The sequence below is a fragment of the Micromonospora sp. SCSIO 07396 genome (genome assembly GCF_053667945.1).
Genome location: NZ_CM132210.1, coordinates 6,567,722 through 6,594,297, shown reverse-complemented (window position 1 = coordinate 6,594,297; position 26,576 = coordinate 6,567,722). Strand labels below are relative to the sequence as shown.

Genomic DNA, 26,576 nt, shown 5'->3' with positions numbered 1-26,576 from the left:
GGGCGAAGTTGGGTATCGACTGCACCGGGATACCGCTACTTCGGCCCACGGGTTTGGGCCGCTTCAGATGTCGGGCGGCGGGGGTTCGTCCGCGCCTCGGGCCTTCCATGGCTGGTGGTCGGTGATCCAGGCTTCCACGTCGTGCACCAGCCAGACCGATCCGCCGGCCAACCGGTCGAAGGGCTCGGGGAAGTCGGGCCGGCTGGTGAGCTGGACGATGCGGACGCGCGACACGCCCAGTCGCTGTTGAAGCTCGGCACTGCCGTAGAGCTTCCTCCGCCAGGCCACTACCGGGCCTCGACGTGGCAGGAGAGCAGGGTGCCCCGGCCGCCGAGACGGGGGCCGGGGCGTGTCACTGCCGCAGTCGGTACGAGCGGCGGCGTCAGTTGCTCTTGAGGGAGTCGACGAAGGTGCGCCAGCCCTGGGCATCGAAGGCGAGCGTGGTGCCGGACTTGTCCTTGCTGTCCCGTACGGCCACCCCGTTGCGGAGGTTGGCCACCTCGACGCACTGGCCGTTACTCTGACTCCTGCTGCTCTTGCGCCACTTCGGCTCCACGACCGGCCTCCCTCTCTACGCCAGGCTCCTGGCTACCTCGGCGATCATCTGACGAGACTTTGTCGAGCTGAGCGCCGAGCTGTGCAGGTGTGTATAGGCCAGGGTAACTCGACGCATGTCCTCCTCACGCTCCAGATACACGTCACCGCCGAAGCTCTCGACGTAGGCGACCGGAGTATGGACGTCCTGCGGGAACTCCAGGATGGCGACCGAGCCAAGCATTCCCGGGTGGGCACCCTCGACATAGGGAAGTACCTGGATGTCGATGTTGTCGCGCTCGCTCATCTCCACCAGGTGCAGGAGTTGCTCCCGCAACACCTCCCGTCCGCCGACCTCGCGGTGGAGTGCACTTTCGTCGATGATCGTCCAGAGGTTGAGCAACGGCTCCTCGGTAAGACAGACCTGCCGCGCCATCCGCACCTGGAGTCGCTTCTCCCGTTCGGCTACCGCCTCGGTCATCCGTTGCTGATCGAAAATCGCTCGGGCGTATCGCTCGGTCTGGAGTAGGCCCGGCACGGCCGCCAACTCGAAGTTTCGTATCGCCGTCGCTGCGGACTCCAGCCCGATGTACATGCTGTACGGGTTCGGGAGTTGTCCAAACTTCGCCCACCAACCGCGCTCTTTGCCTTGACGCTGAAGATCGAGAGCGGCCTGTCGCGTCCGTTCGTCGCTGACGCCGTAGTGGGTCAGCATCACGAGCACATCGGCCCGGCTGACGCCAACATCGCCCGACTCGATCTTGTAGATCTTCGATTCCGAGCAGCCCAGCTCCGTCGCGATCTCCCTATGCGAGACGCCAACCGCCTCGCGGAGCCGATGCAGCTCCCGACCGAGTTGCCACCGTGCGATCGTCGGGCCGCTTGCCCTCGCCACGTCTACCTCCAGGATCGTGAACACAGCCAGTGTTCTCCTTTCCACCTCCGAGATCAAGAACCACGGAGCGAACTCAGAACGTCTACCAAGAATCTTCCATGGAAGTCTAGACTTCTCGAATCAACTTTGTCACTCTCAGTGCAGAAGTCCTTACACCTCGGGAGGTCCCATGGCTCGGCATGCGAAGCACCTGACGCGCTCCGGTTTGCTGGCGAAGTGCTGGCCGTTCCGACGGCGGGTGAACCCGCTGGACCGCCTCCGGCCGGCGACGAACCACGCTGAACGCGTCGCGGCGTACCGGGTGACAGGGGTGGCGCGGGTGCCCGACCTGCCGGAACGGCCGCTGCTGACCCTGGCCGGGGAATACCGGGCGGGGTGCTGGTCGTGACGGCGCGGCGCGGGCCCGACCACGACGACCGGGGCGAGCAGATCCAGGCGGCGGAACGCGAGGCGGCCCGGCAACGGATACTCGCCCAGGCCGAGGCGGAGCGGATACCGGCCGAGGAGACCACCCGGGCGGTACCGGACCGGCGGTGGCGTCGTGGACAGCAGTGAACTGCTGCCGGTCGGCCGGCGGGTGGCGTACTGGCGGGGGCGGCGGCAACTGTCGCAGCAGGTGTTCGCCGACCGGCTCGGCCGGTCGAAATCCTGGGTGGACAAGATCGAGCGGGGTGTCCGGTCGCTGGACAAGGTGTCGACGTTGCGGGACATCGCCGCCGTGCTGCGGATCGACACCGCCGTGCTGCTCGGCCGGGACGCCCGACCCGCCACGACGACCGCCCGGATCGAGGGGGTGGAGCGGATCCGGGCGGCCCTGTCGACGTACGAGATGGCGCTCGGGCGACCGGCGACCCGCCCGGCGGTGCCGGCCGGCCGGGTGGTGCGGGACGTCGGGCACGCCTGGGTGCAGTTCCAGTACGCCAGGTACCCGCAGGTGGTCGACGTGCTGCCGGGCCTGCTGACCGGTGTGCAGCGGATCTCCGCCGACGATCACGAGTCGAACCGACCGCTACTGGTGGAGGTGTACCGGCTCACCGCCTCCCTGCTGGTGAAGCTCGGCGAGGCCGACCTGGGCTGGCTGGCCGCCGACCGGGCGATGGCCACCGGGGCCGGCGATCCCCTGCTGGTGGCCGCCGCCACGGTGCAACTCTGCCACGTGTTCCGTGCCTCGGGGCGGGCCCGCGCGGCGGTGTCGGCGTCGCTCGCCGCCGCGTACCGGATCGCCCTGTCCGGCCCCGACGACGGTGGCCCCGGCGAGTTGTCGTTGTGCGGGGCGCTGCTGGTGCAGGCCGCGCTGGGGGCGGCCCGGCGGGGCGACGACCGCGCCACCACCGGCCTGCTCGACGAGGCCGCCGGGATGGCCGCGCAGGTCGGCGACGGCCACGACCACCACCGGACGGCGTTCGGGCCGACGGCGGTGGACCTCGCCCGTACCGCCGCCGCCCTCGACCTGGGCCAGGCCGGCGAGGCGGTGGCCTGGCACGAGCGGGCGACCCGGCGGGACGCCTGGCGGTGGCTGCCGCTGGAACACCGGGCGGCGCACCTGATCGACGCGGCCAACGCCGGCCGGGTGCTGGCCGACGCCGAGCGGATGGCCCCGGCCGAGGTACGCCACCGGCCCGCCGTTCGGGAGGTGCTCGCCCGGGTGGCCCGCACCCCGCAGGCCCCGGCCACGATCGTCACGCTCGCCGCCGCCCTCGGGGTGACCTGACCATGACCGCGCCGCACCTGTCGCTGGCGCAGATCCGCAACCGGCTGGTCCTCACCGCCCGCGCGCACCGCGCCGACCCCGACGGCCGCTGCCGGCTCTGCCGGGTCGCGGACTGCCGGGTGTCGACCGCCGCCCACAACGTCATCCAGGCTGCCGCCGCTGTCCGCACCGCCGAGGAGAGCGCCAAGAGACACATGTGCTGAAGAGCGATATGACTGTCCGGCATAAATATGCCAGCCAGTCATATCGCTTCGAGTAGTTATGCCCACCAGCCGCGACACGCCCGACCGCCCTTCCAGGCCACCAGGCCACCAGGCGCAGGAGCAGAGCGGCAGGCGTCTGGTGCCGGAAAGGGATCCTGTCGGGGTCACTTCCACCGAGATCCCGCCAGGTCTGCCGCTGGCGGCGACCGGTCAGTGGGGGCGGGTGAGGGAGGCGTAGATGGCGAGGTGGCGCTTCAGGACCACGTCCGGGTGGAACGTCTGCTCGTACCGCAGCCGGGCCGGGGCGGAGAGCAGCGCGGCACCGGCCCGCGCGACCGGGAGCGCGGCGGCCAACGCGGCCGGGTCCGGCGGGACCACCCAGCCGGCGGTGCCGCCGAGCAGGCCGGCCGGGACCGCCGGCGGACCGGCCGGCGGCGGGGCGTGACCGGCGACCGCCGAGGCGACAGCCGCCGGGCCGGTGCCGGCGGGCTCGTGCGGGACGTCCGCGCCGACCAGGTACGGGATGCCGCCGAGCGCGGTGCCGAGCACCGGCCGGCCACTGGCCAACGCCTCGATGATCACGGTGGGCAGCACGTCGTGCCACATCGAGGCGGCGATCACCACGGCGCTCGCCTCCACGGCGGCGCGTACCCCGGCCCGGTCGAGCTGGCCCAGGTAGACGACGTCGGCACGCTCGGCGGCGGCGGCCTCGACCAGCGGACGCAGCTCGCCGTCACCGGCCACCCGCAGCGTGCCGAGGCTGCCCACCGGGTGCCGCCGCCAGGCGTCCAACAGCAGGTCGACGCCCTTCTCCGGGGTCAGCCGGGCCAGATAGAGGAAGCCCTCGCCGAGCGGGGTGGGTGCGCCCGGGTCGGGTACCGCGTTCGGCTTGACCACGATCCGCTCGGCCGGGATGCCGTAGTCGGTCAGGTGATCGGCGATGGCCGAGGTGAGCGCGATGAACCGGTCCACCGAACGCCAGGTGCCCCGGTGCACGGCCAGGGTGGCCGCCATCAACGCGCTCTGCGCCCGCGAGTCCCGGTAGCAGCGGTGCACGATCGACGGCACCGCCAGCGCCCGGCCCTTGCAGTCCTGGCAGATGACGCCGTCGCGGAAGTAGATCCCCGACGAGCAGACCTGCCGGTAGTTGTGCACCGTCTGCACCACCGGCACGCCATGTTTGTGCGCGGTCCGCACCACCCAGGGCGAGAGCAGGGGGTACGGGTTGTGCAGGTGCAGCACGTCCGGCCGGTGCTCGGTGAGCAGCCGGGACAGCTCCTGCTGGGCACGCGGGGCGTAGATCGGTGAGATCGGCAGCAGCGCCTTGGCCGACTTCGGCATCGACGGGATCTCGTCGGAGCTGCGGATGAACGGCAGCACCTCCACCCCGGCTGCGGTGAGCTGCCCGATCTCCGAGTCGACCATCGTGTTCTCACCCGACGGCTGGGCTTCCCGGTACCGGTTGTGCGCCACCACGATTCTCACGGGAAAGAAGGCTACCGTTGGCTCGTGCCCGAACTACCGGAGGTGGAGGCGCTCGCGGGGTACCTGCGCGAGCGTGCCGTGGGGCGACGCGTCGACCGGGTCGAGGTCGCCGCGATCAGCGCCCTGAAGACGTACGACCCGGCGCCCACGGCGGTGTCGGGCCGGGCGGTGGCCGACGCCCGGCGGCACGGCAAGTTCCTCGACGTGATCTTCGATGGTGACCTGCACCTGGTGGTGCACCTGGCCCGCGCCGGCTGGCTGCACTACCGGGAGGCGTTCCCCTCCACCACCCCGCTACGCCCCGGCAAGGGCCCGATCGCCCTACGGGTACGCCTCGACGACGGCTCCGGGTTCGACCTCACCGAGGCGGGCACCCAGAAGAAGCTCGCCGCCTACCTGGTGACCGCCCCGGCGCAGGTCCCCGGGGTCGCCAAGCTCGGGCCGGACGCGCTCGACGCCGACCTGGCCACCTTCACCGAACGGCTGCGCAGCCGACGGGGGCAGGTCAAGGGGGTGCTGACCGACCAGGCGGTGCTCGCCGGGGTCGGCAACGCGTACTCCGACGAGATCCTGCACGCGGCGAAGCTGTCCCCGTTCGCGATCACCGACCGGCTCACCGACGACCAGCTCGCCACCCTGCACGCCGCGACCCGGACGGTGCTGGGCGACGCGGTACGCCGCTCGGCCGGGCACCGGGCGGCGGAGCTGAAGGGCGAGAAGCGGTCCGGGCTGAAGGTGCACGCCCGCACCGGGCTGCCCTGCCCGGTCTGTGGCGACACCGTCCGGGAGGTCTCGTTCGCCGACTCCAGCCTCCAGTACTGCCCGACCTGCCAGACCGGGGGCAAACCGCTCGCTGACCGTCGGTTGTCCCGTCTCGTACGGTGAGTCACACCGCGCCATTGTTACGGAGAGGTATCGTCCCTGGCGCGCGGAACGTCCCCGTCCGCGCTCTACCCCGGTGGCCGTCCATCGGTATAGTGGCTCGGTCCCCGGCTTCGAAAACTGACGTGAAGTCGGCCGGTTCCCCGTTGGCGACCCCAGACGCAAAGCCCCCCGGCTCCGCGTTTGACCCGCTGCCAGCGTGGGAGACTGGAACGGTGGGCGACCCGGGCCCCTCACGGCGAGTGAGCGGCGCGAGTCATGCGGGAGGACATGGGTTGAGGTGACGACAAGCCTCCAGCGCCCGGTAACCAACACAGGCCGGAGCAAACTCGTGCGGCACGTCGACAGCTTCGAGATCCAGCCGCCGACACCGCCGTCACACAACGGGGTGCCCCGGTCGGCCTGGGCCCGCGCCCGACGTCGGGTGTCCCGCTGGCACCGCCCGTACACGGCGGCGCTGCTGCTGCTCGACTTCGCCGCCGTGGTGCTGGCCGACTGGATCGCCCAGGAGGCGTTCGGTCAGGCACGGGCCGGCTTCTACAACGCGCAGGCGGACCCGACCTGGTTCTACACGGTGGTCTTCCTGCTGGTGCCGCTCGGCTGGCTGGTGGCGCTCTGGGGCAACCGGGCCTACGACAGGCGTTACCTCGGCCTCGGGCCGGAGGAGTACAAGCGGGTCATCCGGGGTGGTGTCGCGGTCACCGCGACCGTGTCGTTCGTCGCCTTCGCCACCAAGACCGACCTCTCGCGTTACACGGTGGGTTTCGCCCTGGCCGGGGCGTTGGTGCTGGTGCTCCTCTTCCGGATCACCGCGCGGTTCGTGCTGCACCGCATCCGGGGGCGGGCCGGGCACGCCGGGCACCGGATGGTGCTGGTGGGCACCCTGCCGGAGTGCCTGGAGGTCTACACGGCGGTCACCCGCAACCCGAGCGCCGGCCTGGTGCCGGTGGCCATCCACATCACCGACGGGTACGCCGCCGCCCGGGGCATCCAGACCCCCGTCCCGGTGTACGCCGGCCGGGACGTACTGGCCCTGGTGCGGGAGGTCGGCGGGGACACCATCGCGGTCTGCGGCTCGGCCAGCGCCGAACCGGGTGAGCTGCGCCGGCTGGCCTGGCAACTGGAGGGCTCCGGCGTCGACCTGGTGGTCGCCCCGCAGCTCACCGACATCGCCGGCCCCCGGGTGCACATCCGCCCGATCGAGGGTTTGCCGCTGCTGCACGTGGAGGAGCCGACCCTGTCCGGGCCGGCGCTGCTGGCCAAGAACCTGATGGACCGGATCGCCGCCGGGCTGGGCCTGCTGCTGCTCGTCCCGGTCTTCCTCGCCATCGGGCTGGCCATCCGGCTGTCCGACCCCGGGCCGGTCTTCTTCCGCCAGCCCCGGGTGGGCCACGAGGGGCGGACCTTCCGGGTGTGGAAGTTCCGCACCATGTACGTCAACGCCGAAGAACGGCTGGCCGGCCTGGTCGACCAGAACGAGACCGACGGCATGCTGTTCAAGATGAAGCAGGACCCCCGGGTGTTCCCAGTGGGCCGCTTCCTGCGGGCCTCCTCGCTGGACGAGCTGCCCCAGCTGATCAACGTGCTGTGGGGGGAGATGTCGCTGGTGGGGCCGCGTCCGCTGCCCGCCGACGACGGCGACTTCCTCGGCGACGTGCGGCGGCGGCTGCTGGTCCGGCCGGGGATGACCGGGCTGTGGCAGGTGTCCGGCCGTTCCGACCTGTCCTGGGACGAGGCGGTCCGGCTCGACCTCTACTACGTCGACAACTGGTCGCTGGCGTACGACCTGAGCATCCTGTGGCGCACGGTCGGTGTGGTGCTGGCCCGCAAGGGCGCGTACTGAACCCCTTGGCGTGGCGGGCCGGACAGGCCAGGATCGCGGGGTGGGTGGCAACCTCTCCGCCGTGGTCGGCGTCGTCTCGCTGGTGACCGCGCTCGCCGCCGCGCTCTGGGCGGCGCTGCGGCTACGCGGTCGACGGGGCATCGCCACCGCCACCCAGCGGGCCACCTACGAGGTGCTGCACACCGCCGGGCTGGCCGCCGAGCCGCTGCGTACCGGGCTGCACCCGGCGGGCGCGGCGAAGGCCGTACGCCATCTGCGGGCCCTGGTGGGGGCGGCCGGGCTGGCGTTGACGGACGCCGACACGCTGCTCGCCCTCGACGGGCGCGGCGGACACCACGGCGGGCAACTGCTCGCGGCGGCCCGGCGGGTGGCCGAGACCGGCCGGTCGACGGTGCTGGGCGAGTCGGAGCTGCACTGCGACCGGGTGGACTGCCTGGTCCGGGGGGCGGTGGTGGCACCGCTGTCGGCCGACGGCCGGGTGGTCGGTGCGCTCGTCGCGATCGCCGACGGGCCGCCCGCGCCGGGCCTGGTGCAGGCCACCCTGGAGACCGCGCACTGGGCCGGCAACCAACTCTCGCTGGCCGAGCTGGACTCGTCCCGGGCGCGGCTGGCCCGCGCCGAGATCCGGGCGTTGCGGGCGCAGATCAGCCCGCACTTCATCTACAACGCGTTGACCGCGATCGGGTCGTTCGTGCGCACCGACCCGGAGCGGGCCCGGGAGCTGATCCTGGAGTTCGCCGAGTTCACCAGGTACTCCTTCCGGGCGCACGGGGAGTTCACCACCCTCGCCGAGGAGTTGCGTTCCATCGATCGCTACCTGACCATCGAACGGGCCCGGTTCGGTGACCGGTTGCAGGTGCGGTTGCAGGTCGCCCCGGAGGTGCTGCCGGTGACCCTGCCGTTCCTGTGCCTGCAACCGCTTGTGGAGAACGCGGTACGACACGGGTTGTCGCGCAAGCCCGGTACCGGCATGGTGAGCATCGAGGCCCGGGACGCGGGTGCCGAGTGTCACATCACTGTGGAGGACGACGGAGTGGGGATGGACCCGGCCACGCTGACCGCGGGGATCGCCGAGCTGAGCAGGGCCGGCAGCGACCCGACCGACGACCCGGGCCAGCACGTCGGCCTCTCCAACGTCGACGAGCGGCTCCGCTCGGTGTTCGGCGACGGGTTCGGCCTGGTCGTCGAGACGGGCCCCGGTTCGGGTACGAAGGTGAGCCTGCGGATCCCGAAGTTCCACCCCGGCGTACGGGCCGGCGCGTGAACGAGCGGACCGGCGCGGTGAACGCCTCCGGGTTCCTGCGGGTGCTGGCCGTCGACGACGAGCCACCGGCGCTCGATGAGTTGGCGTACCACCTGCGGGCCGATCCCCGGGTGGCCCGGCTGCACACGGCCGGGGACGCCACCGAGGCGCTGCGGGTGCTGCGGGACACCGACGTCGACGTGGTCTTCCTCGACATCCGGATGCCCGGCCTGGACGGCATGGAACTGGCCCGGGTGCTGCGCCGGTTCGCCAGGCCGCCCGCGATCGTCTTCGTCACCGCGTACGACGACGGGGCGGTCGACGCGTTCGACCTGGGGGCCACCGACTACGTCCGCAAGCCGGTACGCGCCGAACGGCTGTCCGAGTCGCTGCGCCGGGTGATGGGCTCCCGGGTGGTGCCGTCGCACCCGGCGGCGTTGGCCCGCGCCGAGGAGGACCCGACGATCCCGGTGGAGCTGGCCGGGACGACCCGGATGCTGCCCCGCTCGGCGGTGCGCTGGGTCGAGGCGCAGGGCGACTACGCCCGGCTGCACACCGCCGACGGGTCGCACCTGGTGCGGGTGTCGCTGGCCACCCTCGCCGAACGCTGGGCGGACGCGGGTTTCGTCCGCATCCACCGGTCGTACCTGGTGCAGTTGCGGCTGATCGCGGAGCTGCGCCTGGTCAACTCGGGGTACGTGGTGCTGATCGACGCCGCCGAGTTGCCGGTGAGTCGCCGGCACACCCGGGAGCTGAAGGACAAGCTGGTCCGCGCCGCCAAACAGGACTGGAACCGCTGAGCCGGGTGCGCGCTGCCGGCGCGCTGGCCGTCATGATCGTCGCAATGTCGGCGATGTTGCGGTGACCGGGTGCCCGGATGCCGCAACATCGGCCCCCTGGCGCGGGAAGGGTGAAGGGCGCCCCGGCCGAGGCCGGGACGCCCTTCGTCGTTGGTGACGGTCAGCGTGGGGAGGGGGCGCCCACGCCGGAGTCGATCACCTTGAGCCTGCCGCCGGGGGACGTGGCCCGGCCCGTGGGTGGTGCGGCCGTACCCGGGTAGACCCAGAGCGTGCCGACCACGTCGGCGACCACATGGGTGTTACCCGAGTGGTTGTAGACGTTGAAGCCCTGGGTCGGACCGAGGATGCCCAGCACCGCGTTGGAGACGGTCTGCCCGGCGGCCGGGTTGAGGTTGCTCGCCGTGGGCCGGGTCATCGCCGAGTCGGCCGGCCACACCGTGAGCACGGTGTTGCTGGTCGGGGTGACCGCGGTGACGTTCATCGCGAGCACCTGCGTGCTGGGGGTCAGCATGCTCGCCGGTGCGGTGACCTTGCCGACCGCGGTCGGCCCGAGGACGCTCGGCAGGCCCTGGCCGATCCGGCTGTCCGCGATCCGGGTCGGCGACATCGGGGTGAACCGCAGGCCGTCCGGGACGGTGCCGTCGTCGATCACACCCACCACGTCGACCACCAGGTGGGTGGTCTGCGAGGTGTAGATCGAGAACTCCGGGGCCCGCCGTCCGCCGCACTCGGTGCACTCGACCGTCTCCACGATGGCGAGGTTCGGCACCACCTTGCCGGCCGGATAGTTGACCGTGGACGCGCTCGGCACGTCACCCTGCCCGTTCCAGGCCGTCAGGTAGCCGGCCTTGCGGGGCGAGACGGCGGTGATGTTGACGACCAGCGCCTTGACGTGGGTGTTGAGGTCACCGAAGCTGAGCCAACTCCACATGATGTAGTCGGCCTTCAGGGGACCGCCCTCCTCCCGGGTGTCGTAGAGGCGGTACGGCTTGATCCACTGGTACTGGCCGCCCTGCCCCCGGCTGGAGAGCGAGTTGTTCCCCGCCCAGACGCCCGCCACGTCGACCACGACGTCCGTGGAACCGGCGTGGTTGTAGACCGACACCTTGCCGCCGGAGCCCACCTTGACGGTGACGCTGTTCGAGCCGAGCCACGACTTCGCAAAGTTGATCGAGGAGGCGGTCGGACGGCTCTGACCGGCGGGGTAGAGGGTCAGGAAGCTCCCCGCCGTCGGGCCGACGACAGTCACGTTCAGCACGACGGAGCCGACACCGCTGCTCGGCACCCCACCCCGCCCGGTGACCTGGAGGTCGACCTTCTTACCCGGGCCGATCTTGGCCTTGGCCGCGCCCAACCCGGACCGGGTGTCCATCAGCCGCTTCGGTGCCAGTGGGTAGTAGCTGCCGGTGACGCCCCGGAAGCCCTCCACGGCCAACTGCACCCGGCGGGTGCCGGAGGCGCTGTCGTCGGCGAGCAGCAGGCTCGCCTGCTGCACCCCCTCCCTGGTCGGGTTGGCCGCGACCGAGACCGTGCAGGTCTGGCCCGGAGCCAACGTCCGGCCGGTGCAGTTCGAGCCGAGCAGCGCGAACGCCTCGGGCGTCGGGCCGCCGAGGCTGGCCGCCCCGAAGGTGATCGGGGCGCTGCCGACGGCCCGGAAGGTCACCGTCCTGGCCGCGCTGGGCACCGCCAGCTCCTGGTAGTTGAAGCTCACCGGGTTGGGCTCGCCGTGCGCGACCACGTAGTCCACCGACGAGTTCCAGCGCAGCTCGCCGCTGACCGTGCCGGTGTAGTAGAGGCTGTCCCGGCAGCTGTACTCGTAGGCAGCGGCGAAGGCGTCGACCAGACCGGTGTCGCCGTCCCGCTCGACCTGCCGGACCTTGATCCACCCGGTGACGTGGCCGCAGCCGCGCCCGTCCGAGGCCAGGTCCATGGCGGCGGTGCCGCCGTCGCCCTGCCAGGTCGCCTGGTAGGTCTGACCGGCGGTCCACTGCTCGCCGGCCGGCGGCTGGATGGTGAGCCGCACGTAGGAGCCGGCCCGGTTGGTCTCGAAGGCCAGCCGGTCGTTGCTCTGTGGGACCACGGAGACGGTGGAGTTGTCACGGTCGAAGACGTCGGAGCGGTAGATCGGATAGCCGCCGGTCTGGTCACCGACGTCGACGGTGAGGACCGTGTACGGCGCGGTGGGCGCGGCCAGCGCCACCCCCGGCAGTACGGCCAGCACACAGGTCCCGGCAATGCTCATGCCGAGTAGGGCGCGAAAAATGCGCATGCATTACCCCGTGAAGAAGGAAGAGTGATTGTGGACCACACACTATGGGCGGTGATCACGAGCGGCAAGGCCATATCGATGGAAGCATTCACCGCCGGAAAACGCGGGAGCGCCCCGACCGGGTGGGTCGGGGCGCTCCGGGTGACGGCCGATGGTCAGCCGTCGTGGCGACTGTCGGTCAGCGCCGGTTCGCGGCCGGGACCGCGCTCGGCTTGGCCTTGCCGCCCTTGAGCGACGTGGCCGACTTGGCCGTGGACGCCGGCGGGTAGTAGAACGTGCCCACCACGTCGGCGACCAGGTGCGTGCTGCCGGACAGGTTGTTGACGTTGAACGCGTAGTTCGGGCCGATGACACCGAGCACGCCGTTGGAGACGACCTGGCCCGCGTACGGGTTCAGGTTGCTGGTGGCGGGCTTGCCGATGCCGTCGAAGTCGGCCGGCCAGGTGGTGATGACCGTGTTGTTGGTCGGGGTGACGGCGGTGACGTTCATCGCCAGCACCTCGGTGTCGGGCGTGACCAGCGCCTCCGGGGCGGTCACCTTGCGGGTGCCGTTGGCCGGGATGGCGCCGGAGATGCCCAGGTTGGAGCGGCTGTCCACGATCCGGGTCGGGCTCAGCGGGGCGAACCGCATGCCGTACGAGGACTCGCCGTCGTCGACCACGCCGACCAGGTCGACCAGGACGTGCGCCGACTGCGAGGTGTAGATGCTGAACTTCGGCGCACCAGCGGTGCACCAGTTGTACTGCTCGGTGCCGGTGCACGGGGTGGTCTGCACGAAGGTCAGGTTCGGCACGTTCTTGCCGGCGAGGTAGTTCACCGTCGAGGCGGCCGGGCGGGCGCCACTGCCGGACCACGCGGTGAGGAAGCCGGACTTGGCCGGCGACACCGCGGTGACGTTGAAGACGAACGACTTGACGTGCGGGTTGTAGTCGGGGCCGAAGTTGAGCGAGTATTCCAGCACCTGACCGGCCGGGGGCTTGCCCTCCGGGTCCTCCCGGCTGTCCCACATGCGCTCCGGCAGGTACCACTCGTACTGGCCGCCGGCGCGGTTGGTGAGGCTGTTGTCGCCCGCGTAGAAGCCGACCACGTCGACGATCACGTCGGTCGAGCCGCTGTTGTTGTAGACCGAGACCTTGCCACCGGAGCCGAGCTTCACGGTGACGTTGTTGGAGCCCAGCCAGCCCTTGGCGAAGTTCACCGAGGAGGCGGTGGGGCGGGACTCGCCCGTCGGGTAGGCGGTGAGGAAGCTGGCGGCGCTGGGACCGGTGACGGTCACGTTCAGCACGACCGCGCCGACGCCGCTGGCCGGTACGCCACCACGGCCGGCGACCTGGAGGTCGACCTTCTTGCCGGCGCCGATCTTGCCGACCGGGGCGCCGGTGCCGTCGCGGGTGTCCAGCAGCCGGGCCGGGGAGACCGGGTAGTAGGCGCCGGTCACGTCGTCGAGGGCCGCCGCCTTCTGCAGCGGCGCGGAGACGGGAGCCGCGGAGGCCGTACCCGGCACCACGGCGAGTGCACATGCTCCGGCGAGACCGACGCCGAGGAGAGTGCGAATTTTGCGCATAGAGACCCCGTGTTCGATGAGAAAGGGATTGGCTGCCCCAGCGTAGGGGCCTGGGTCAATGCCGGCAAGGCCGTTACAGATGATCTCCTGGTGACGTTCCGGTGAGGACGAATCAGACTTAACGCTACGGTGGTCGCCGGGTCGCCCACCGTCGTCCACAGGCCGGTCCGCCTTGTCCACAGGTTGTCCACACCCCCGGTGGACGACACTTGACATTCGGGTGGGGCCGACGAGACTGCCCGGGTGACCGCCGACCACGACCCCGAACCGCCACCGGTGGACCCGGGGCCGCCGGCCCCCCGGTCGACCGGGCGGGTACGGATCGTGCTGGCCGGTGTCTCCCGCCGGGACACCCGGGCCGCCCACACCCGCACCGAGCTGACCCAGCAGACCCGGGTCGGTGAGGCGCTGGTCCGGGGCCTGGTCCGGGCACAGCTCACCCTCGCCCTGCGGCTGAGCCTGCTGGTGCTGGTCGGGTTGGGCGGGCTGCCCTGGCTGTTCGCCATCGCGCCCCCGGTCGGCCGGGTCACCGTGCTCGGCGTCAACCTGCCCTGGCTGCTGCTCGGGGTGGTCTCGTTCCCCTTCCTCATCGTCGTCGGCTGGGCGTACGTGTGGCTCGCCGAACGCAACGAACAGGACTTCGTCGACCTCGTCCAACGACCGGAACGCTGAGATGGGCAACGGGTACGTCGTACCGGCGATCGTCGCGGTCACCCTGATCACCGTCGGCATCGGCTTCTACGGACTGCGCCTGGCCCGCACCACCTCCGACTTCCTGGTGGCGTCCCGGACGGTCAGTCCGACCTGGAACGCCGCCGCGATCGGCGGGGAGTACCTGTCGGCGGCGAGTTTCCTCGGCATCGCCGGACTCATCCTCAAGTACGGCGTCGACGTGCTCTGGTACCCGGTCGGTTTCGCCGCCGGCTACCTGGCGCTCCTGCTGTTCGTCGCCGCGCCGCTGCGCCGGTCCGGGGCGTTCACCCTGCCCGACTTCTGCGAGCTGCGGCTCGGTTCCCGCCGGCTGCGTACCCTGGCCACCGTCTTCGTCATCTTCATCGGCTGGCTCTACCTGGTGCCGCAGTTGCAGGGCGCCGGACTGACCCTGGCCACGGTCGCCGGCTCGCCGTACCCGGTGGGGGCGTTGCTGGTCGCGGCGGTGGTCACCGCCAACGTGGCGTTGGGCGGGATGCGGGCGATCACCTTCGTGCAGGCTTTTCAATACTGGCTGAAGTTGACGGCGCTCGCCGTACCCGCGATCTTCCTGGCCCTGCAGTGGCAGGCCGACGCCCGCCCGGCGGTGACCCCGCCCGACGGACCGGCGTTCCGCACCGCCACCACCGTCGTGGTCGAGCACCGCGCGGCCCTCACCTTCCCCGACGGCACCATCCGTGAGGTACGCCCTGGCGACGAGCTGAGCTTCGCCGCCGGGGACCCGGTGCCCGAGGTGTCCGGGGTCGCCAACGGGGCCACCGACTGGCTGCTGCCCAGCGCCGCCGGGGACGACGACCGGGGTCTGTTCGCCACCTACTCGCTGATCCTGGCGACCTTCCTCGGCACCATGGGACTACCGCACGTACTGGTGCGCTTCTACACCAACCCCGACGGCGCGTCGGCCCGGCGGACCACCCTGGTGGTGCTGGCCATGGTCGGCGTCTTCTATCTGCTGCCCACGCTGTACGGCGTGCTCGGCCGGATCTACACCCCGCAACTGCTGGTCAGCGGGCAGACCGACGCGGTGGTGGTGCTGCTGCCCGAAGCGGCGCTCGGCGACGGCGTCACCGGGCGGCTGCTTTCCGCCCTGGTCGCCGCCGGGGCGTTCGCCGCCTTCCTGTCCACCTCGTCCGGGCTGCTCACCAGCGTCGCCGGGGTGATCTCCACCGATGTCCTGGGGCACGGCTCGGTACGCGGCTTCCGGCTGGCCACGGTGATCGCCGGCGGGGTGCCGGCGGTGCTCGCGCTCAACGTCTCCGGGCTGGACGTCTCCCAGGTGGTCGGGCTGGCCTTCGCGGTCGCCGCGTCCAGCTTCTGCCCGCTGCTGGTGCTCGGCATCTGGTGGCGCGGGCTGACCGACCTCGGCGCGGCGGCCGGGGTGCTGGTCGGCGGGGGCGCGGCGATCGGCGCGGTGCTGGTCACCGTGCTCGGGCCGCCGCTGACCGGATGGCCGGCCACCCTCACCACCCAACCGGCCGCGTGGACGGTGCCGCTCGCCTTCACCGTGATGATCGCCGTGTCGATGGCGACCCGCCGCCGCACCCCGGTCGACGTCGGGGTCACCATGCTCCGCCTACACGCCCCCGAGTCGCTCCGTTCCTGACCGTTCGTCCCGATCGGCCCTCGTCTTCCCCGGAGCCACCCTGCGCGGTCGTCCGCCTGCGGGATGAGCCGGGATCGTCCCCTGGCGGGAGCGGCTCCTCGCCCGGTCCGGATACGGTCGGAGCATGACTGGTGAACACCCTGCGCTGGCACTTCGTGGTCTCGCCAAGCAGTTCGACGGCAAGGTGGCGGTCGCCGGGGTGGACCTGGCCGTCCCCGCCGGCTCGTTCTACGGCCTGCTCGGCCCCAACGGCGCCGGCAAGACCACCACGCTGTCGATGGCCGTCGGGCTGCTGCGGCCCGACCACGGCAACGCGTGGGTGCTCGGGCACGACGTCTGGGGCGACCCGGTCGGGGCGAAACGGCTGCTCGGCGTCATGCCCGACGGGGTGCGGCTGTTCGACCGGCTCAGCGGCGCGGAGCTGCTGGCGTACCACGGTCTGCTGCGCGGCATGGACCCGGCGGTGGTCGACCAGCGGGCGGCGGAGCTGCTCGACGTGCTGGCCCTCACCGACGCCGGCCGGACCCTGGTGGTCGACTACTCCGCCGGTATGAAGAAGAAGATCGGCCTGGCCTGTGCGTTGCTGCACGGCCCCCGGCTGCTGGTGCTCGACGAGCCGTTCGAGGCGGTCGACCCGGTGTCGGCGGCGCTGATCCGCGACATTCTGCACCGGTACGTGGTCGGCGGCGGGACCGTCGTCTTCTCCAGCCACGTGATGGAGGTCGTCGAGCGGCTCTGCTCGCACGTGGCGATCCTCGCCGAGGGCACCATCAAGCGGGTCGGCACCCTCGCCGAGGTACGCGGCGACCGGTCCCTGGAGGACGTCTTCGTCGAGGTCGTCGGCGGCCGGACGGCGACCGGTGAGGAGCTGGCGTGGCTGTCCCGGTGAGCACACCCGCCGAGCGGGTCCGCCCGGTCTCCCCGCGCCACTTCGTCCGGCTCAAGCTGCGGGTGATGGGCAACAACTTCCGGGGCCAGGGCTGGCGGATCGCCCTGTTCGTGACCGGCGTGCTGGTCGGGCTCTGGTTTGCGGCCGGCGGCTTCCTGATGTTCGCCGCGCCCGGCTTCGCCGACGAACCCCGGTACGCGGTGATGGCGGCGGCGTTCGGCGGCGGGGTGCTGGTGCTCGGCTGGCTGCTGCTGCCGCTCGTCTTCTTCGGTGTCGACGAGACCCTCGACCCGGCCCGGTTCGCCCTGCTGCCGCTGTCCCGCCGCACCCTGGTCACCGGGCTGTTCGCGGCGGCCCTGGTCAGCGTCCCGGTGTTCGCGGTGCTGGTCGCGGTCACCGGGCTGGTGGTCAGCGCCGGGCTGCTCGGCGGCCCGGTCGCCGGGGTCGTCGCCGCCGTCGGTGTGGTCGCCGGGGTGCTGCTCTGCGTCGCCGCCAGCCGCGCGGTGACCAGCGCGTTCGCCACCATGCTGCGGTCCCGCCGGGTGCGCGACCTGGCCGCCGTGCTACTCGCCGTGGTCGCCGCACTGCTCGGCCCGTTGCAGCTCGTGGTGCTGGCCGCAGTCCGCACCGCCGACTGGGACCGGCTGGTCGGGGTGGCCCGGATCGTCGGCTGGACCCCGTTCGGCGCGCCCTGGACGATCGGCCTGGACGTGGCCGAGGGCCGGGCCTGGGCGGTACCGGTCAAGCTGCTGATCACCGCGGTGACCATCGGGGTGCTGCTGCTCTGGTGGTCCCGGTCGCTGGAGTCGGCGATGGTCGGCGCGGCGAGCGCCGCCCCGGCCAAGGCCCGCCAGGCACCGACCGGCGGCGCGGTCGCCCAACTCTTCCCCCGGGCGGTCGGCTGGGCCCGCCGGGACCGGTTCGGCGCGTTGGTGGCCCGCGAGTGCCGCTACTGGTGGCGGGACGCCCGACGACGGGCCAACCTGATCACCATCGCGGTGGTCGGGATCTTCGTCCCGGTGATGGTCAACCTCGGTGGCGCCGGGTTCGCCGTCGGCGAGGAGGGTTTCGAGGCCACCGGGGACCCGTCGCCGGTGCTGCTCAGCATCTCGATGCTCTTCGTCGGCGTGCTCGCCTCGGTGACCCTGGCCAACCAGTTCGGCTTCGACGGCAGCGCCTACGCGGCCAACGTCGTGGCCGGGGTGCCGGGTCGGCTGGAGCTACGCGCCCGGATGACCGCCTTCTCCGTGTACGTGCTGCCGATGCTCGGCGTCGTCTCCCTGGTCATCAGCGGGGTGCTCGGCCGGCCGGAATGGTTCGGGGTGGCGGCGGGCGCGCTGCTCGCCGCGTACGGGGTGGGGTTGGCGATCAACGGGTTCATCTCGGTGCTCGGGGCGTACTCGCTGCCGGAGACGAGCAACCCGTTCGCGATGAACGGCGGTTCCGGGGTCGCCAAGAGCATGCTCACCCTGCTGTCCATGGTCGGCTCGGCGGCTGCCGCCGTACCGATGGTGGTGGCCGCCGGGCTGCTCGGCGACGTCTGGCTCTGGCTGGCCCTGCCGGTCGGCGCGGCGTACGGGGTGGGGGCGGCGCTGCTCGGGGCGTACCTGGCCGGGGACGTGCTGGACCGCCGGATGCCGGAGCTGCTGTCGACCGTCACCCCCCGCCGCTGATGCCCGTCGTCGAGGCGGTCACCACCGTCGCGGTCCCGCCGGAGGTGGCGTTCGCGGTGTCGCAGACCGTCGCGCCGGTGCGCTACCGGTGGGACCCGTTCGTCCGCGAGCAGCACTTCGTCGACGGGGCCACCCGCCCCGGCAAGGGGGTGCGTACCTTCACCCGGTCCCGGCACGGCCTGACGATGGTCAGCGAGTACGTCTCCTTCGCCCCACCGACGAACGTGGGGATGAAGATGGTGCGCGGCCCGTGGTTCTTCGAGATGTTCGCCGGTGGCTGGCGGTTCGCCCCGGCACCCGAGCCGGGGCACACGGTCGCCACCTGGCGGTACAGCTTCCGCTGCCGGCCGGCCTTCCTGCGGCCGGTCGCCGACCGGATCGGCGTCTGGCTGCTCACCCGGGACATCCGTCGCCGGATCGCCGGCTACGCGGCCGGCTGCGCCGACCCGCAGGTGCTGGCCGCCGCCCGCGCCACCCTGTCCGTCGAGACGGACGGCACGCCCCGGGCGACGGACCTCACCCCTCGGGGTGCTGACCCCGCCCCTCGGGATGCAGCGGTCGACGACGCGGGACCACCCTCCGGTAGCTGATCCGCCAGCCCGTCGCCGGCCGCCGCGCACCGTCCGTCCCTGCCGGGGGCTGTACCTCGACCCGACGGACCACGTCCTCGTAGACCACGGTGCCCACCGGGCCGTCGACCGGCACGCCGAGCCCCTTCGAACGGACCCGGACGGTGCCGTCGGCGTCCTCGCTGACCACGACGTTGGTCACGTGGTGGCCGAGCGGGTTGCCGTCGCCCAGGGCCCGCGCCGCCTCGGCGAACGCCGCGTACCCCCGCAGGACGCCGAACCCGTAGGCGGTCACGTCGTAGGCGAAGTCGTCGGTGAACAGCTCGGACAACCGGTCGAACGCCCCGTCGTCCATCAGGTGGCCGTGCAGCGCGACGAGTTCGTGGATCGCCAGCCGGTCATCGGCGCTCAGCGGCACGCCCGTCGTCCCTTCAGCCCGGCGGCGGTTCCCGCCGAGGTGACGAACGAACGCCAGGTGTCGGGGGTGAAGTGGAGCGTCGGGCCACAGCGGTCCTTGCTGTCCCGGACCAGCACCACCCCGGGCAGATTGTCCGCCACCTCGACACAGTTACCGGAGTCGTCGGAACGCGACGAGGTCCGCCAGCATGGCTCGTCAGAGGTCATGGGGTCACCTTCAGCTTGTTGACCAGATCGAGCGAGGCCCGCTCGGCCAGCGCCTCACCCAACAGACTCTCCCACTTGCGCAGCATCAGTCGAATCCATTCCGGATGGTCCGCGATCTGCCCCCGGGCGGTGTTGTCCAGACACAGGACCTGCTCGCTCCCAGGCAGTTCTGCCAGCACGAACCCGCCGCCCAGCGAGACGTGTGCGCCGGCATCGAGCGGCAGCACATGGAGCCGCACATGGGGCAGCTCAGCAGCCTCCAGCAGCCGTCCCAACTGCCGATCCATCACCGCCGGCCCACCGATCGACCGCCGCAGTGCGCTCTCGTCGATGACGAAGACACACTCGGGTGGGTCGTCCTGGCCCAGTACCGCCTGTCGGCTCATCCGGAGCGCGAGCAGTTCCTCCACCCGCTCGTCCCGCTGGAGCCCGCCGGCCGAGAAGACGGCTCGGGCGTAGTCCTCGGTCTGGAGCAGCCCGGGTACCAGACACGGCTCGAAGTTACGCAGCCGGACCGCTTGGACCTCGTAACTCTGCCAGGGCAGAAACCATGACGGTGCCCGCTCCCCCTCGTGGTCGGTGAGGAGGCCGGCGAGGAGGCCGCCGGTGCCGAGGGCTTCGTCGGCCGCGACGGCGAACTCCATTGTCGGCCGGCGGCGACCGGTCTCGATCGCGGCGATCAACGACGGGCTCCACTTGACCAGGCCGGCCAGGCCCTCCTGGGACACTCCGGCACCGGCCCTGGCCGCCTTCAACGCCCGGACCCACATCTCGAAGTCCATCACTCACCCATCTGGTAAGTACGCGAACGCGCTCCGTAGTAACCGCTGGCATCCTCCCCTGCCCCGGCTGCCGAGTCCAGGGTGGAGGGCACGCGGCCCGGTCGGTGGAGGGAGCGTCCCGGCGACCGGTCCTGCGCGGGTCGCCCCGGTCAACTCCGGCCGGGGCGACCCCCACCCCGCGAAGGAGGCTTCAGTGCCGCATCCGCGTCGCCGGCCCACCCGGGCGAGATCATCGACCCCGTTCGGCACCGCTTACCGCTCGCGGCACCGCACCGGCCACCGGCACTCACACTCCCCGCCCGAGGTGGCCCGGATCTTGGCGGAGAACGGCCCGCAGGGAGGCCGGAACTCTCCGAGATCCTTCCTGGCGTACCCGGGATGTCGGCACGGTGGGGGGTGGAGCAGGTGGTGAGAAGGTTCGTGCCGCACGTGGCGATGCGACCGTTGTGGCGCTGCCGGGCCTGTGGCGCGCCCTGGCCCTGCCAGCCGGCCCGGCTCACGTTGCTGGTCGAGTACCGGGGCCAGCGGACCGCCCTGCTGTTCTACCTGGGTGCGCTGATGGTGGAGGCCGGCGACCACCTCGGCCAGCTCAACGGCCACGCCCAGCCGGCCGACCTGCACGAACGCTTCCTCGGCTGGGCACGCGCCCGCTCGGCGGGGAGCTCCGATGATCGTCTACGGCTGAGCGGCACCGAACCGGCGTGTCGTGATCACCCGGGCGTAGACGATCATGAAGACGCGGCCGTCGCTCGCCCCGACCGGGCAACGCGGGACGGGGCGGGGGCCACAATGTTTCACGTGAATCCAAACCCCGGTGCCGAGATCCACCACACCGACCCGTTCGCGGTGCCGACCGGGCAACGCTCGCCGGCCCGTCGGCTGCGGGGACGGCTCGCCGCGCCGGTGACGCTCTGGACCGCTCCCGGCCCGGCCGGGCTGACCGTGTCGTCCACCCTGGTCGCCGAGGGTGAGCCGGACCGGCTGCTCGGCCTGGTCGACCCCGAGGCCGACCTGTGGCCGGCGATCGAGGAGGCCGGCCGGTTCGCGGTGGCCCCGCTCGGGCCGTCCCACCGGCAGCTCGCCGACCGGTTCGCCGGGCTCTTCCCCTCGCCGGGTGGGCTGTTCGCCACCGACGCGTGGACCGACACGCCCTACGGGCCGGTGCCCGCCGACGCCGGGAGCTGGGCCGGCTGCCGCCTGGACACCGCCCGGGAGTACGGCTGGGCCCTCCTCGTCGAGGCGACCATCGAGACGGTCGAGATCGTCACCGACACCCCGCCCCTCCTGCACCATCGGGGCCGGTACCACCAGCTTCCCTGACCCGAGCCGCCCGGGTGGAGGGGGTGGCGTCGCCATGTCGCCGACACAGCGGTGTCACGGGCGGCCGGATACCGCTGCATCGACCCCCGGGAGTGGATCACGGCCGGCCAGGGCGGGCGGGGCGGGAGCGGGCCGGAGCGGGCCGGTGAGCGGGGTGACGTAGGTCACTGGGCGCAGGTGGGGGACCGTTCGGCGCAGGGGACTGCCGGGATCGATCTGCACCTTTTCTCGCAGGCAGGCCGCTCTCTACGGTGCGCGAAACTCCCGATGCCTGTGAAGGTGGTGATCCACAGATGTCCACGGACACACCCACGCCCGCCCCGGCCGACTCGACGGCGGAGCGTTATCTGGCCGTACAACGGTCGGACGAGTTCGTCGGGTTGCGCCGCGCGCTGCGCAGCTTCGTCTTCCCGATGACCGTCGCGTTCTTCCTGTGGTACGCGCTCTACGTGATCCTCTCCGCCTACGCGCGGGACTTCATGGGCACGAAGCTGTTCGGCAGCAACATCAACGTGGCGTTGATCTTCGGTCTGCTCCAGTTCGTCTCGACGTTCCTGATCGCCTGGCTCTACTCGCGGTACGCCGACCGCAAGCTCGATCCGACCGCCGACCGCATCCGCGCCGAGATCGGGGAGGTGACCCATGAATCCGGTCCTCGCGGTTGAGGCGGGTGGCGGCACCGCCCGCAACCTGACCATCACCCTGTTCCTGGTGTTCGTGGCGGTGACCCTGGCGATCACGATCTGGGCCAGCCGGCAGACCAAGACGGCCACCGACTTCTATGCCGGCGGCCGGTCCTTCTCCGGTTTCCAGAACGGCATGGCGATCGGCGGCGACTACATGTCGGCCGCGTCGTTCCTCGGCATCGCCGGCATCATCGCCCTGTACGGCTACGACGGTTTCCTCTACTCGATCGGCTTCCTGGTCGCCTGGCTGGTGGCGTTGCTGCTGGTCGCGGAGCTGCTGCGCAACTCGGGCCGGTACACGATGGCCGACGTGCTGGCGTTCCGGATGCGCCAGCGGCCGGTGCGTACCGCCGCGGCGGTCTCCACCATCACCGTGTCGATCTTCTACCTGCTGGCCCAGATGGTCGGCGCGGGCGCCCTGGTCGCGCTGCTGCTGGGGATCAAGCCGGGCACGACCTTCCTGGGCATGGACGCCGACACCGCCAAGGTCGCCACCATCATCATGGTCGGCGCCCTGATGATCATCTACGTGACCGTGGGTGGCATGAAGGGCACCACGTACGTCCAGATCGTCAAGGCGTTCCTGCTGATGACCGGCGCGCTGGTGATGACCGTGCTGGTGCTGGCGAAGTACAACTTCAACCTGTCGGCGCTGCTCGGTGACGCCGCCGCGACGTCGGGCAAGGGCAGCGCGTTCCTCGAACCCGGGCTTCGCTACGGCGTCGAGGTTGCCGGCAACTCGACCCAGACCTTCTACAACAAGATGGACCTGCTGTCGCTGGGCATCGCCCTGGTGCTCGGCACCGCCGGCCTGCCGCACATCCTGATCCGCTTCTACACGGTGCCGACCGCCAAGGCGGCCCGCAAGAGCGTGCTCTGGGCGATCGGCATCATCGGCACCTTCTACCTGTTGACGCTGGCCCTGGGCTTCGGTGCGGCGGCGCTGGTCGGCGGCAAGGAGATCGTCGCGCAGGACAAGGCCGGCAACACCGCCGCGCCGCAGCTCGCCGAGGAGTTGGGCAGGTCCTTCCTCGGCGGCGACCTGGGCGGGGCGACCCTGTTGGCGATCATCGCGGCGGTCGCGTTCGCCACCATCCTGGCGGTGGTCGCCGGCCTGACCCTGGCCTCGTCGTCCAGCCTGGCGCACGACTTCTACGCCAACGTGATCAAGAAGGGGCAGACCTCCGAACGTCAGGAGGTCCGGGTGGCCCGGATCTCGGCCCTGGTCATCGGCGCGGTCTCGATCGCCCTGTCGATCTACGCGCAGAGCCTCAACGTGGCCTTCCTGGTGGCGTTGGCGTTCGCGGTGGCCGCCTCGGGCAACCTGCCGGCGATCCTCTACAGCCTGTTCTGGAAGCGGTTCAACACCTCGGGCGCGGTCTGGGCCATCTACGGCGGCCTGGTCTCCGCAGTGTTCCTGGTGTTCTTCTCGCCTGTCGTCTCCGGCGCACCCACCTCGATGTTCCCGGACCACGACTGGCAGTGGTTCCCGCTGTCGAACCCGGGTCTGCTGTCCATCCCGTTCGGGTTCCTCTGCGGCTGGATCGGCACGGTGATCTCCAAGGAGCACGACGAGGACAAGTACGCCGAGTTGGAGGTGCGTGCCCTCACCGGCGCGGGCGCGCACTGAACGACCGGCACCGGGCCCCCGACGCGAGCGGTCGCGTCGGGGGCCCACCCGTCGGTCACCCCGCACGCGACACCCACCGGGCGGGGACGGGCAGGCTACGGGCGCGCCGTGGCCTCGGGTCGACCGGGCCCCGGGCGGTGGGGAGAAGTAGGCTGGCCGCCATGAAGGTTGCCCAGCGGTTCGGAAACGGTCACCGCGTCCTGGTCTCCGGCGGTGCCGGGTTCGTGCCGTCGCACCTGGTGGACGCCCTGATCGCACGCGGGTGCACGGTGGTCGCGCTGGACAACTTCGTCACCGGCTCCAAGGACAATGTCGCGCACCTGGCCGAGCAGCCCCGGTTCACCCTGGTCGAGGCGGACATCTCCGACGGGCTGCCCACCCACCACCCGGCCCTGGCGCAGCGGTTCGACGCGATCCTGCACATGGCGTCCCCGGCCAGCCCGACCGACTTCGCGAAGCTGCCGGTGGAGATCCTCCGGGTCGGTTCGGTGGGCACCCTGCACCTGCTCGACCGCGCGGTCGCCGACGACGCCCGGTTCCTGATGGCCTCCACCTCCGAGGCGTACGGGGACCCGAAGGAACACCCGCAGCGGGAGACGTACTGGGGCAACGTCAACCCGATCGGGGTGCGCAGCGTCTACGACGAGGCGAAGCGCTTCTCCGAGGCGGCCACCATGGGCTACCACCGCAGCCGGGGGCTGGACGCGGCGATCGTGCGGATCTTCAACACGTACGGCCCGCGGATGCGTCCGGACGACGGCCGGGCGATCCCCACCTTCATCTCCCAGGCGTTGCGGGGCGAGCCGATCACGGTGCACGGCACGGGCGAGCAGACCCGCTCGATCTGTTTCGTCGACGATCTGGTGCGCGGCATCCTGCTGCTGCTCGACTCGACGCAGACCGGCCCGATCAACTGCGGCACCGAACACGAACTCACCATGCGGCAACTCGCTGAGATGATCGTGTCACTCTCCGGCAGCACGTCACAGGTGACCTACGTCACTCGAAGCGCGGACGATCCGGAGATGCGCCGTCCCGACCTGACCCTCGCCCGGGACCTGCTCGGATATCAGCCGGAGGTCTCGCCCGAAGAGGGCCTGCGACGCACCATCGACCATTTCCGCGACCGGCTAGGGTAGCTCCCCCGCGCCACGCGGGGCTGTCGACGGGCTTCACATTCGGCGAACGCTCGACCTGCCTACGTACGCTGAAACGCATGTCAGCGACCTCGTCAGCCGGCGCCTCGCTCCCTTACCTGCACCGCAGCGCGGGCCGGGCCTCGGTGCCCGGTGCCGACCGGGGCTCCACCGGGCCCGCCCGGCAGTCCGACGCGCAGTGGTACCCGTCGTACCAGGAGAACCAGCCCCGGTCGGGCGGACCGGGCGGCCCCGGCACACCCTCGGGGCCGGGCGGGCCGGGGAACTACGGCCGGCGCGGGCCGCGCCCGCGCTGGGGGCGGATCGCCCTGGTGGCCGGTGTGACGGTGCTGGTGGTGGCGCTGCTCGGCGGGATCGGGGCCTGGTTCTACACCCGCAACCTCAACGAGGACCTGGCCCGCACCGACCCGTTCTCGGAGATCACCGGCGGCCGGCCGGCGAAGGCGGTCGACGGGGCGCTCAACATCCTGCTCGTCGGAACGGACTCGCGGGACCCGGACGCGGCTGTCGACAAGCCGGGCGAGTGGCGGGCGGACACGCTGATCGTCATGCACATCCCGGCCGACCACCAGGAGGCCTACCTGGTCTCCATCCCGCGTGACCTGTACGTGCCGATCCCCGAGAGCGCGGGCGCGGCGTGCGACTCCGGTCAGCGTGCCAAGATCAACGCGGCGTTCGCCTTCGGTGGCCTGCCGCTGGCGGTCCGCACCGTGGAGTGCTTCACCGACGTCCGGATCGACAACGTGATGGCGATCGACTTCGGTGGCTTCAAGGAGGTCACCGACGCGCTCGGCGGGGTCGACCTGAAGGTGGACCAGAGCATCACCTCGATCCACAAGCCGTACCGGAAGTTCACCAAGGGCACCATGCACATGGACGGCGCGACGGCGCTGGACTGGATCCGCCAGCGCAAGCAGTTCCCCCAGGGCGACTTCGCCCGGATGCGCCACCAGCAGGAGTTCCTGCGGGCGCTGATGGACAAGGCGGCGAGCACGGGCACGCTGACCAACCCCAAGAAGCTGAACGCGTTCCTCCAGTCGGTGACCGACGCGGTGACCGTCGACAACGACTTCTCCCTCGGCGACATGGCGATCCAGTTCCGCAACCTGCGCGGGGAGAACCTGACGTTCCTGACCAGCCCGAACCTCGGCAGCGACACCATCAACGGCGAGTCGGTGGTGGTCTCCGACCGGGAGAAGGCGCTCGCGATGTTCAAGGCGATGTCGGCCGACACGATGGCGGACTGGGTGGCGGCCGACAAGAAGGCCGCCGCCGGCAACTGACGGGGCGGGGGCGGGCCGGCGCGGTCCGCCCCCATGTGTCAGGCAGATTTCGACGGACGTCATCAGAGGTCGTTTCCGGACCGCTTGATCATCGGACGCCAACGGCCGTCCGGTCGCATCGATTCGCCCGAACGGATGAATCATGGGGCTAAAGGTCAGGTTGTCTGGGATTTGTGCGTGTGACGACCTCGCCTTGCCGGGAAGCGGTACGTAAAGTGGT

The 26,576-nt window shown here is 71.3% G+C and carries 27 protein-coding genes; 18 read left to right on the top strand and 9 right to left on the bottom strand.

The window, feature by feature from the left end; translation table 11 throughout:
- Positions 1-63: 63 nt before the first annotated feature.
- The 3 genes from ACWCHM_RS29185 to ACWCHM_RS29175 form a co-directional block, all read right to left on the bottom strand.
- Complete coding sequence (locus ACWCHM_RS29185) at positions 64-234, bottom strand: DNA-binding protein (RefSeq protein WP_454220591.1); 171 nt, start codon at positions 232-234, stop codon at positions 64-66.
- 148 nt (positions 235-382) lie between these two features.
- Entirely contained in the window at positions 383-556 is a 174-nt protein-coding gene (locus ACWCHM_RS29180) for a DUF397 domain-containing protein (RefSeq protein ID WP_454220590.1), read from the bottom strand.
- A 15-nt stretch (positions 557-571) separates the two neighbouring features.
- Positions 572-1,453, bottom strand: a complete 882-nt coding sequence (locus ACWCHM_RS29175) for a helix-turn-helix domain-containing protein (RefSeq protein WP_454220588.1) — start codon at positions 1,451-1,453, stop codon at positions 572-574.
- Between the two features lie 145 nt (positions 1,454-1,598).
- On the opposite strand from ACWCHM_RS29175, the gene ACWCHM_RS29170 reads away from it, so the two are divergent.
- Genes ACWCHM_RS29170 through ACWCHM_RS29155 form a run of 4 tightly spaced genes read left to right on the top strand, consistent with a single transcriptional unit; the run spans position 1,599 to position 3,343 of the window.
- On the top strand, positions 1,599-1,817 hold the full coding sequence (locus ACWCHM_RS29170; protein WP_454220587.1) for a hypothetical protein: 219 nt from the start codon (positions 1,599-1,601) through the stop codon (positions 1,815-1,817).
- The gene (locus tag ACWCHM_RS29165; RefSeq protein ID WP_219465289.1) at positions 1,814-1,984 is read left to right on the top strand and encodes a hypothetical protein; all 171 of its coding nucleotides are present in this window, start codon (positions 1,814-1,816) and stop codon (positions 1,982-1,984) included. Before ACWCHM_RS29170 ends, ACWCHM_RS29165 begins: the two co-directional genes overlap by 4 nt.
- Positions 1,971-3,140 carry a helix-turn-helix domain-containing protein gene (locus ACWCHM_RS29160; protein WP_454220586.1) on the top strand — a complete coding sequence of 390 codons (1,170 nt, stop codon included), beginning with the start codon at positions 1,971-1,973 and terminating at the stop codon, positions 3,138-3,140. The genes ACWCHM_RS29165 and ACWCHM_RS29160 overlap by 14 nt, the downstream gene beginning before the upstream one ends.
- Positions 3,141-3,142: 2 nt before the next feature.
- Positions 3,143-3,343: a hypothetical protein gene (locus ACWCHM_RS29155; protein ID WP_454220585.1), complete on the top strand. Its 201-nt coding sequence runs from the start codon at positions 3,143-3,145 to the stop codon at positions 3,341-3,343.
- Positions 3,344-3,553: 210 nt separating this feature from the next.
- On the opposite strand, the gene ACWCHM_RS29150 is transcribed toward ACWCHM_RS29155, so the two are convergent.
- Positions 3,554-4,828, bottom strand: coding sequence for a glycosyltransferase (locus ACWCHM_RS29150; RefSeq protein ID WP_454220584.1), 1,275 nt, complete (start codon positions 4,826-4,828; stop codon positions 3,554-3,556).
- A 24-nt stretch (positions 4,829-4,852) separates the two neighbouring features.
- On the opposite strand from ACWCHM_RS29150, the gene ACWCHM_RS29145 reads away from it, so the two are divergent.
- The 4 genes from ACWCHM_RS29145 to ACWCHM_RS29130 all read left to right on the top strand — a co-directional run bounded on the left by ACWCHM_RS29145 (position 4,853) and on the right by ACWCHM_RS29130 (position 9,596).
- Positions 4,853-5,713, top strand: coding sequence for an Fpg/Nei family DNA glycosylase (locus tag ACWCHM_RS29145; RefSeq protein ID WP_454220583.1), 861 nt, complete (start codon positions 4,853-4,855; stop codon positions 5,711-5,713).
- 328 nt (positions 5,714-6,041) lie between these two features.
- Positions 6,042-7,553 carry a sugar transferase gene (locus tag ACWCHM_RS29140; protein WP_204958286.1) on the top strand — a complete coding sequence of 504 codons (1,512 nt, stop codon included), beginning with the start codon at positions 6,042-6,044 and terminating at the stop codon, positions 7,551-7,553.
- 40 nt (positions 7,554-7,593) lie between these two features.
- On the top strand, positions 7,594-8,817 hold the full coding sequence (locus ACWCHM_RS29135; RefSeq protein WP_454220582.1) for a sensor histidine kinase: 1,224 nt from the start codon (positions 7,594-7,596) through the stop codon (positions 8,815-8,817).
- Positions 8,818-8,834: 17 nt separating this feature from the next.
- On the top strand, positions 8,835-9,596 hold the full coding sequence (locus ACWCHM_RS29130; protein ID WP_281903321.1) for a LytR/AlgR family response regulator transcription factor: 762 nt from the start codon (positions 8,835-8,837) through the stop codon (positions 9,594-9,596).
- Between the two features lie 160 nt (positions 9,597-9,756).
- On the opposite strand, the gene ACWCHM_RS29125 is transcribed toward ACWCHM_RS29130, so the two are convergent.
- Positions 9,757-11,838 carry a choice-of-anchor D domain-containing protein gene (locus tag ACWCHM_RS29125; RefSeq protein ID WP_454220581.1) on the bottom strand — a complete coding sequence of 694 codons (2,082 nt, stop codon included), beginning with the start codon at positions 11,836-11,838 and terminating at the stop codon, positions 9,757-9,759.
- Between the two features lie 205 nt (positions 11,839-12,043).
- Entirely contained in the window at positions 12,044-13,429 is a 1,386-nt protein-coding gene (locus tag ACWCHM_RS29120; RefSeq protein ID WP_421489790.1) for a hypothetical protein, read from the bottom strand.
- A 276-nt stretch (positions 13,430-13,705) separates the two neighbouring features.
- Here ACWCHM_RS29120 and ACWCHM_RS29115 point away from each other — a divergent pair, with 276 nt between their 5' ends.
- The 5 genes from ACWCHM_RS29115 to ACWCHM_RS29095 all read left to right on the top strand — a co-directional run bounded on the left by ACWCHM_RS29115 (position 13,706) and on the right by ACWCHM_RS29095 (position 18,895).
- Positions 13,706-14,101 (top strand): hypothetical protein, encoded by a 396-nt coding sequence (locus tag ACWCHM_RS29115; RefSeq protein ID WP_204958915.1) that lies wholly within the window; start codon positions 13,706-13,708, stop codon positions 14,099-14,101.
- A gap of 1 nt (position 14,102) precedes the next feature.
- The gene (locus tag ACWCHM_RS29110) at positions 14,103-15,743 is read left to right on the top strand and encodes a sodium/solute symporter (RefSeq protein WP_204958290.1); all 1,641 of its coding nucleotides are present in this window, start codon (positions 14,103-14,105) and stop codon (positions 15,741-15,743) included.
- 124 nt (positions 15,744-15,867) lie between these two features.
- On the top strand, positions 15,868-16,632 hold the full coding sequence (locus ACWCHM_RS29105; RefSeq protein WP_281901760.1) for an ABC transporter ATP-binding protein: 765 nt from the start codon (positions 15,868-15,870) through the stop codon (positions 16,630-16,632).
- On the top strand, positions 16,617-18,305 hold the full coding sequence (locus ACWCHM_RS29100) for an ABC transporter permease (protein ID WP_281901758.1): 1,689 nt from the start codon (positions 16,617-16,619) through the stop codon (positions 18,303-18,305). The genes ACWCHM_RS29105 and ACWCHM_RS29100 overlap by 16 nt, the downstream gene beginning before the upstream one ends.
- The gene (locus ACWCHM_RS29095; RefSeq protein WP_239485258.1) at positions 18,305-18,895 is read left to right on the top strand and encodes an SRPBCC family protein; all 591 of its coding nucleotides are present in this window, start codon (positions 18,305-18,307) and stop codon (positions 18,893-18,895) included. The genes ACWCHM_RS29100 and ACWCHM_RS29095 overlap by 1 nt, the downstream gene beginning before the upstream one ends.
- Here the strand turns inward: ACWCHM_RS29095 and ACWCHM_RS29090 are convergent.
- Genes ACWCHM_RS29090 through ACWCHM_RS29080 form a run of 3 tightly spaced genes read right to left on the bottom strand, consistent with a single transcriptional unit; the run spans position 18,822 to position 20,280 of the window.
- Complete coding sequence (locus tag ACWCHM_RS29090) at positions 18,822-19,292, bottom strand: nuclear transport factor 2 family protein (RefSeq protein ID WP_454220580.1); 471 nt, start codon at positions 19,290-19,292, stop codon at positions 18,822-18,824. The genes ACWCHM_RS29095 and ACWCHM_RS29090 overlap by 74 nt on opposite strands.
- Positions 19,283-19,498: a DUF397 domain-containing protein gene (locus ACWCHM_RS29085; RefSeq protein ID WP_454220579.1), complete on the bottom strand. Its 216-nt coding sequence runs from the start codon at positions 19,496-19,498 to the stop codon at positions 19,283-19,285. Before ACWCHM_RS29085 ends, ACWCHM_RS29090 begins: the two co-directional genes overlap by 10 nt.
- The gene (locus tag ACWCHM_RS29080; RefSeq protein WP_454220578.1) at positions 19,495-20,280 is read right to left on the bottom strand and encodes a helix-turn-helix domain-containing protein; all 786 of its coding nucleotides are present in this window, start codon (positions 20,278-20,280) and stop codon (positions 19,495-19,497) included. The genes ACWCHM_RS29085 and ACWCHM_RS29080 overlap by 4 nt, the downstream gene beginning before the upstream one ends.
- Before the next feature lie 435 nt (positions 20,281-20,715).
- Here ACWCHM_RS29080 and ACWCHM_RS29075 point away from each other — a divergent pair, with 435 nt between their 5' ends.
- The 5 genes from ACWCHM_RS29075 to ACWCHM_RS29055 all read left to right on the top strand — a co-directional run bounded on the left by ACWCHM_RS29075 (position 20,716) and on the right by ACWCHM_RS29055 (position 26,356).
- Positions 20,716-21,600: a flavin reductase family protein gene (locus tag ACWCHM_RS29075; protein ID WP_454223203.1), complete on the top strand. Its 885-nt coding sequence runs from the start codon at positions 20,716-20,718 to the stop codon at positions 21,598-21,600.
- A 293-nt stretch (positions 21,601-21,893) separates the two neighbouring features.
- Complete coding sequence (locus ACWCHM_RS29070) at positions 21,894-22,265, top strand: DUF485 domain-containing protein (protein WP_281901746.1); 372 nt, start codon at positions 21,894-21,896, stop codon at positions 22,263-22,265.
- Positions 22,243-23,916: a solute symporter family protein gene (locus tag ACWCHM_RS29065; protein WP_204958297.1), complete on the top strand. Its 1,674-nt coding sequence runs from the start codon at positions 22,243-22,245 to the stop codon at positions 23,914-23,916. The genes ACWCHM_RS29070 and ACWCHM_RS29065 overlap by 23 nt, the downstream gene beginning before the upstream one ends.
- A 161-nt stretch (positions 23,917-24,077) precedes the next feature.
- Entirely contained in the window at positions 24,078-25,055 is a 978-nt protein-coding gene (locus ACWCHM_RS29060; protein WP_204958298.1) for a GDP-mannose 4,6-dehydratase, read from the top strand.
- Between the two features lie 77 nt (positions 25,056-25,132).
- Positions 25,133-26,356 carry an LCP family protein gene (locus tag ACWCHM_RS29055; RefSeq protein ID WP_204958299.1) on the top strand — a complete coding sequence of 408 codons (1,224 nt, stop codon included), beginning with the start codon at positions 25,133-25,135 and terminating at the stop codon, positions 26,354-26,356.
- The last annotated feature ends 220 nt before the right edge of the window (positions 26,357-26,576 follow it).

Bases quoted from the DNA above. Each gene is read 5' to 3' on its own strand.
- ACWCHM_RS29170 (WP_454220587.1), top strand. From the start codon at position 1,599: ATGGCTCGGCATGCGAAGCACCTGACGCGCTCCGGTTTGCTGGCGAAG.
- ACWCHM_RS29155 (WP_454220585.1), top strand. From the start codon at position 3,143: ATGACCGCGCCGCACCTGTCGCTGGCGCAGATCCGCAACCGGCTGGTC.
- ACWCHM_RS29125 (WP_454220581.1), bottom strand. From the start codon at position 11,838: ATGAGCATTGCCGGGACCTGTGTGCTGGCCGTACTGCCGGGGGTGGCG.
- ACWCHM_RS29120 (WP_421489790.1), bottom strand. From the start codon at position 13,429: ATGCGCAAAATTCGCACTCTCCTCGGCGTCGGTCTCGCCGGAGCATGT.
- ACWCHM_RS29110 (WP_204958290.1), top strand. From the start codon at position 14,103: ATGGGCAACGGGTACGTCGTACCGGCGATCGTCGCGGTCACCCTGATC.
- ACWCHM_RS29105 (WP_281901760.1), top strand. From the start codon at position 15,868: ATGACTGGTGAACACCCTGCGCTGGCACTTCGTGGTCTCGCCAAGCAG.
- ACWCHM_RS29095 (WP_239485258.1), top strand. From the start codon at position 18,305: ATGCCCGTCGTCGAGGCGGTCACCACCGTCGCGGTCCCGCCGGAGGTG.
- ACWCHM_RS29085 (WP_454220579.1), bottom strand. From the start codon at position 19,498: ATGACCTCTGACGAGCCATGCTGGCGGACCTCGTCGCGTTCCGACGAC.
- ACWCHM_RS29080 (WP_454220578.1), bottom strand. From the start codon at position 20,280: ATGGACTTCGAGATGTGGGTCCGGGCGTTGAAGGCGGCCAGGGCCGGT.
- ACWCHM_RS29075 (WP_454223203.1), top strand. From the start codon at position 20,716: ATGCGACCGTTGTGGCGCTGCCGGGCCTGTGGCGCGCCCTGGCCCTGC.
- ACWCHM_RS29070 (WP_281901746.1), top strand. From the start codon at position 21,894: ATGTCCACGGACACACCCACGCCCGCCCCGGCCGACTCGACGGCGGAG.
- ACWCHM_RS29065 (WP_204958297.1), top strand. From the start codon at position 22,243: ATGAATCCGGTCCTCGCGGTTGAGGCGGGTGGCGGCACCGCCCGCAAC.
- ACWCHM_RS29060 (WP_204958298.1), top strand. From the start codon at position 24,078: ATGAAGGTTGCCCAGCGGTTCGGAAACGGTCACCGCGTCCTGGTCTCC.
- ACWCHM_RS29055 (WP_204958299.1), top strand. From the start codon at position 25,133: ATGTCAGCGACCTCGTCAGCCGGCGCCTCGCTCCCTTACCTGCACCGC.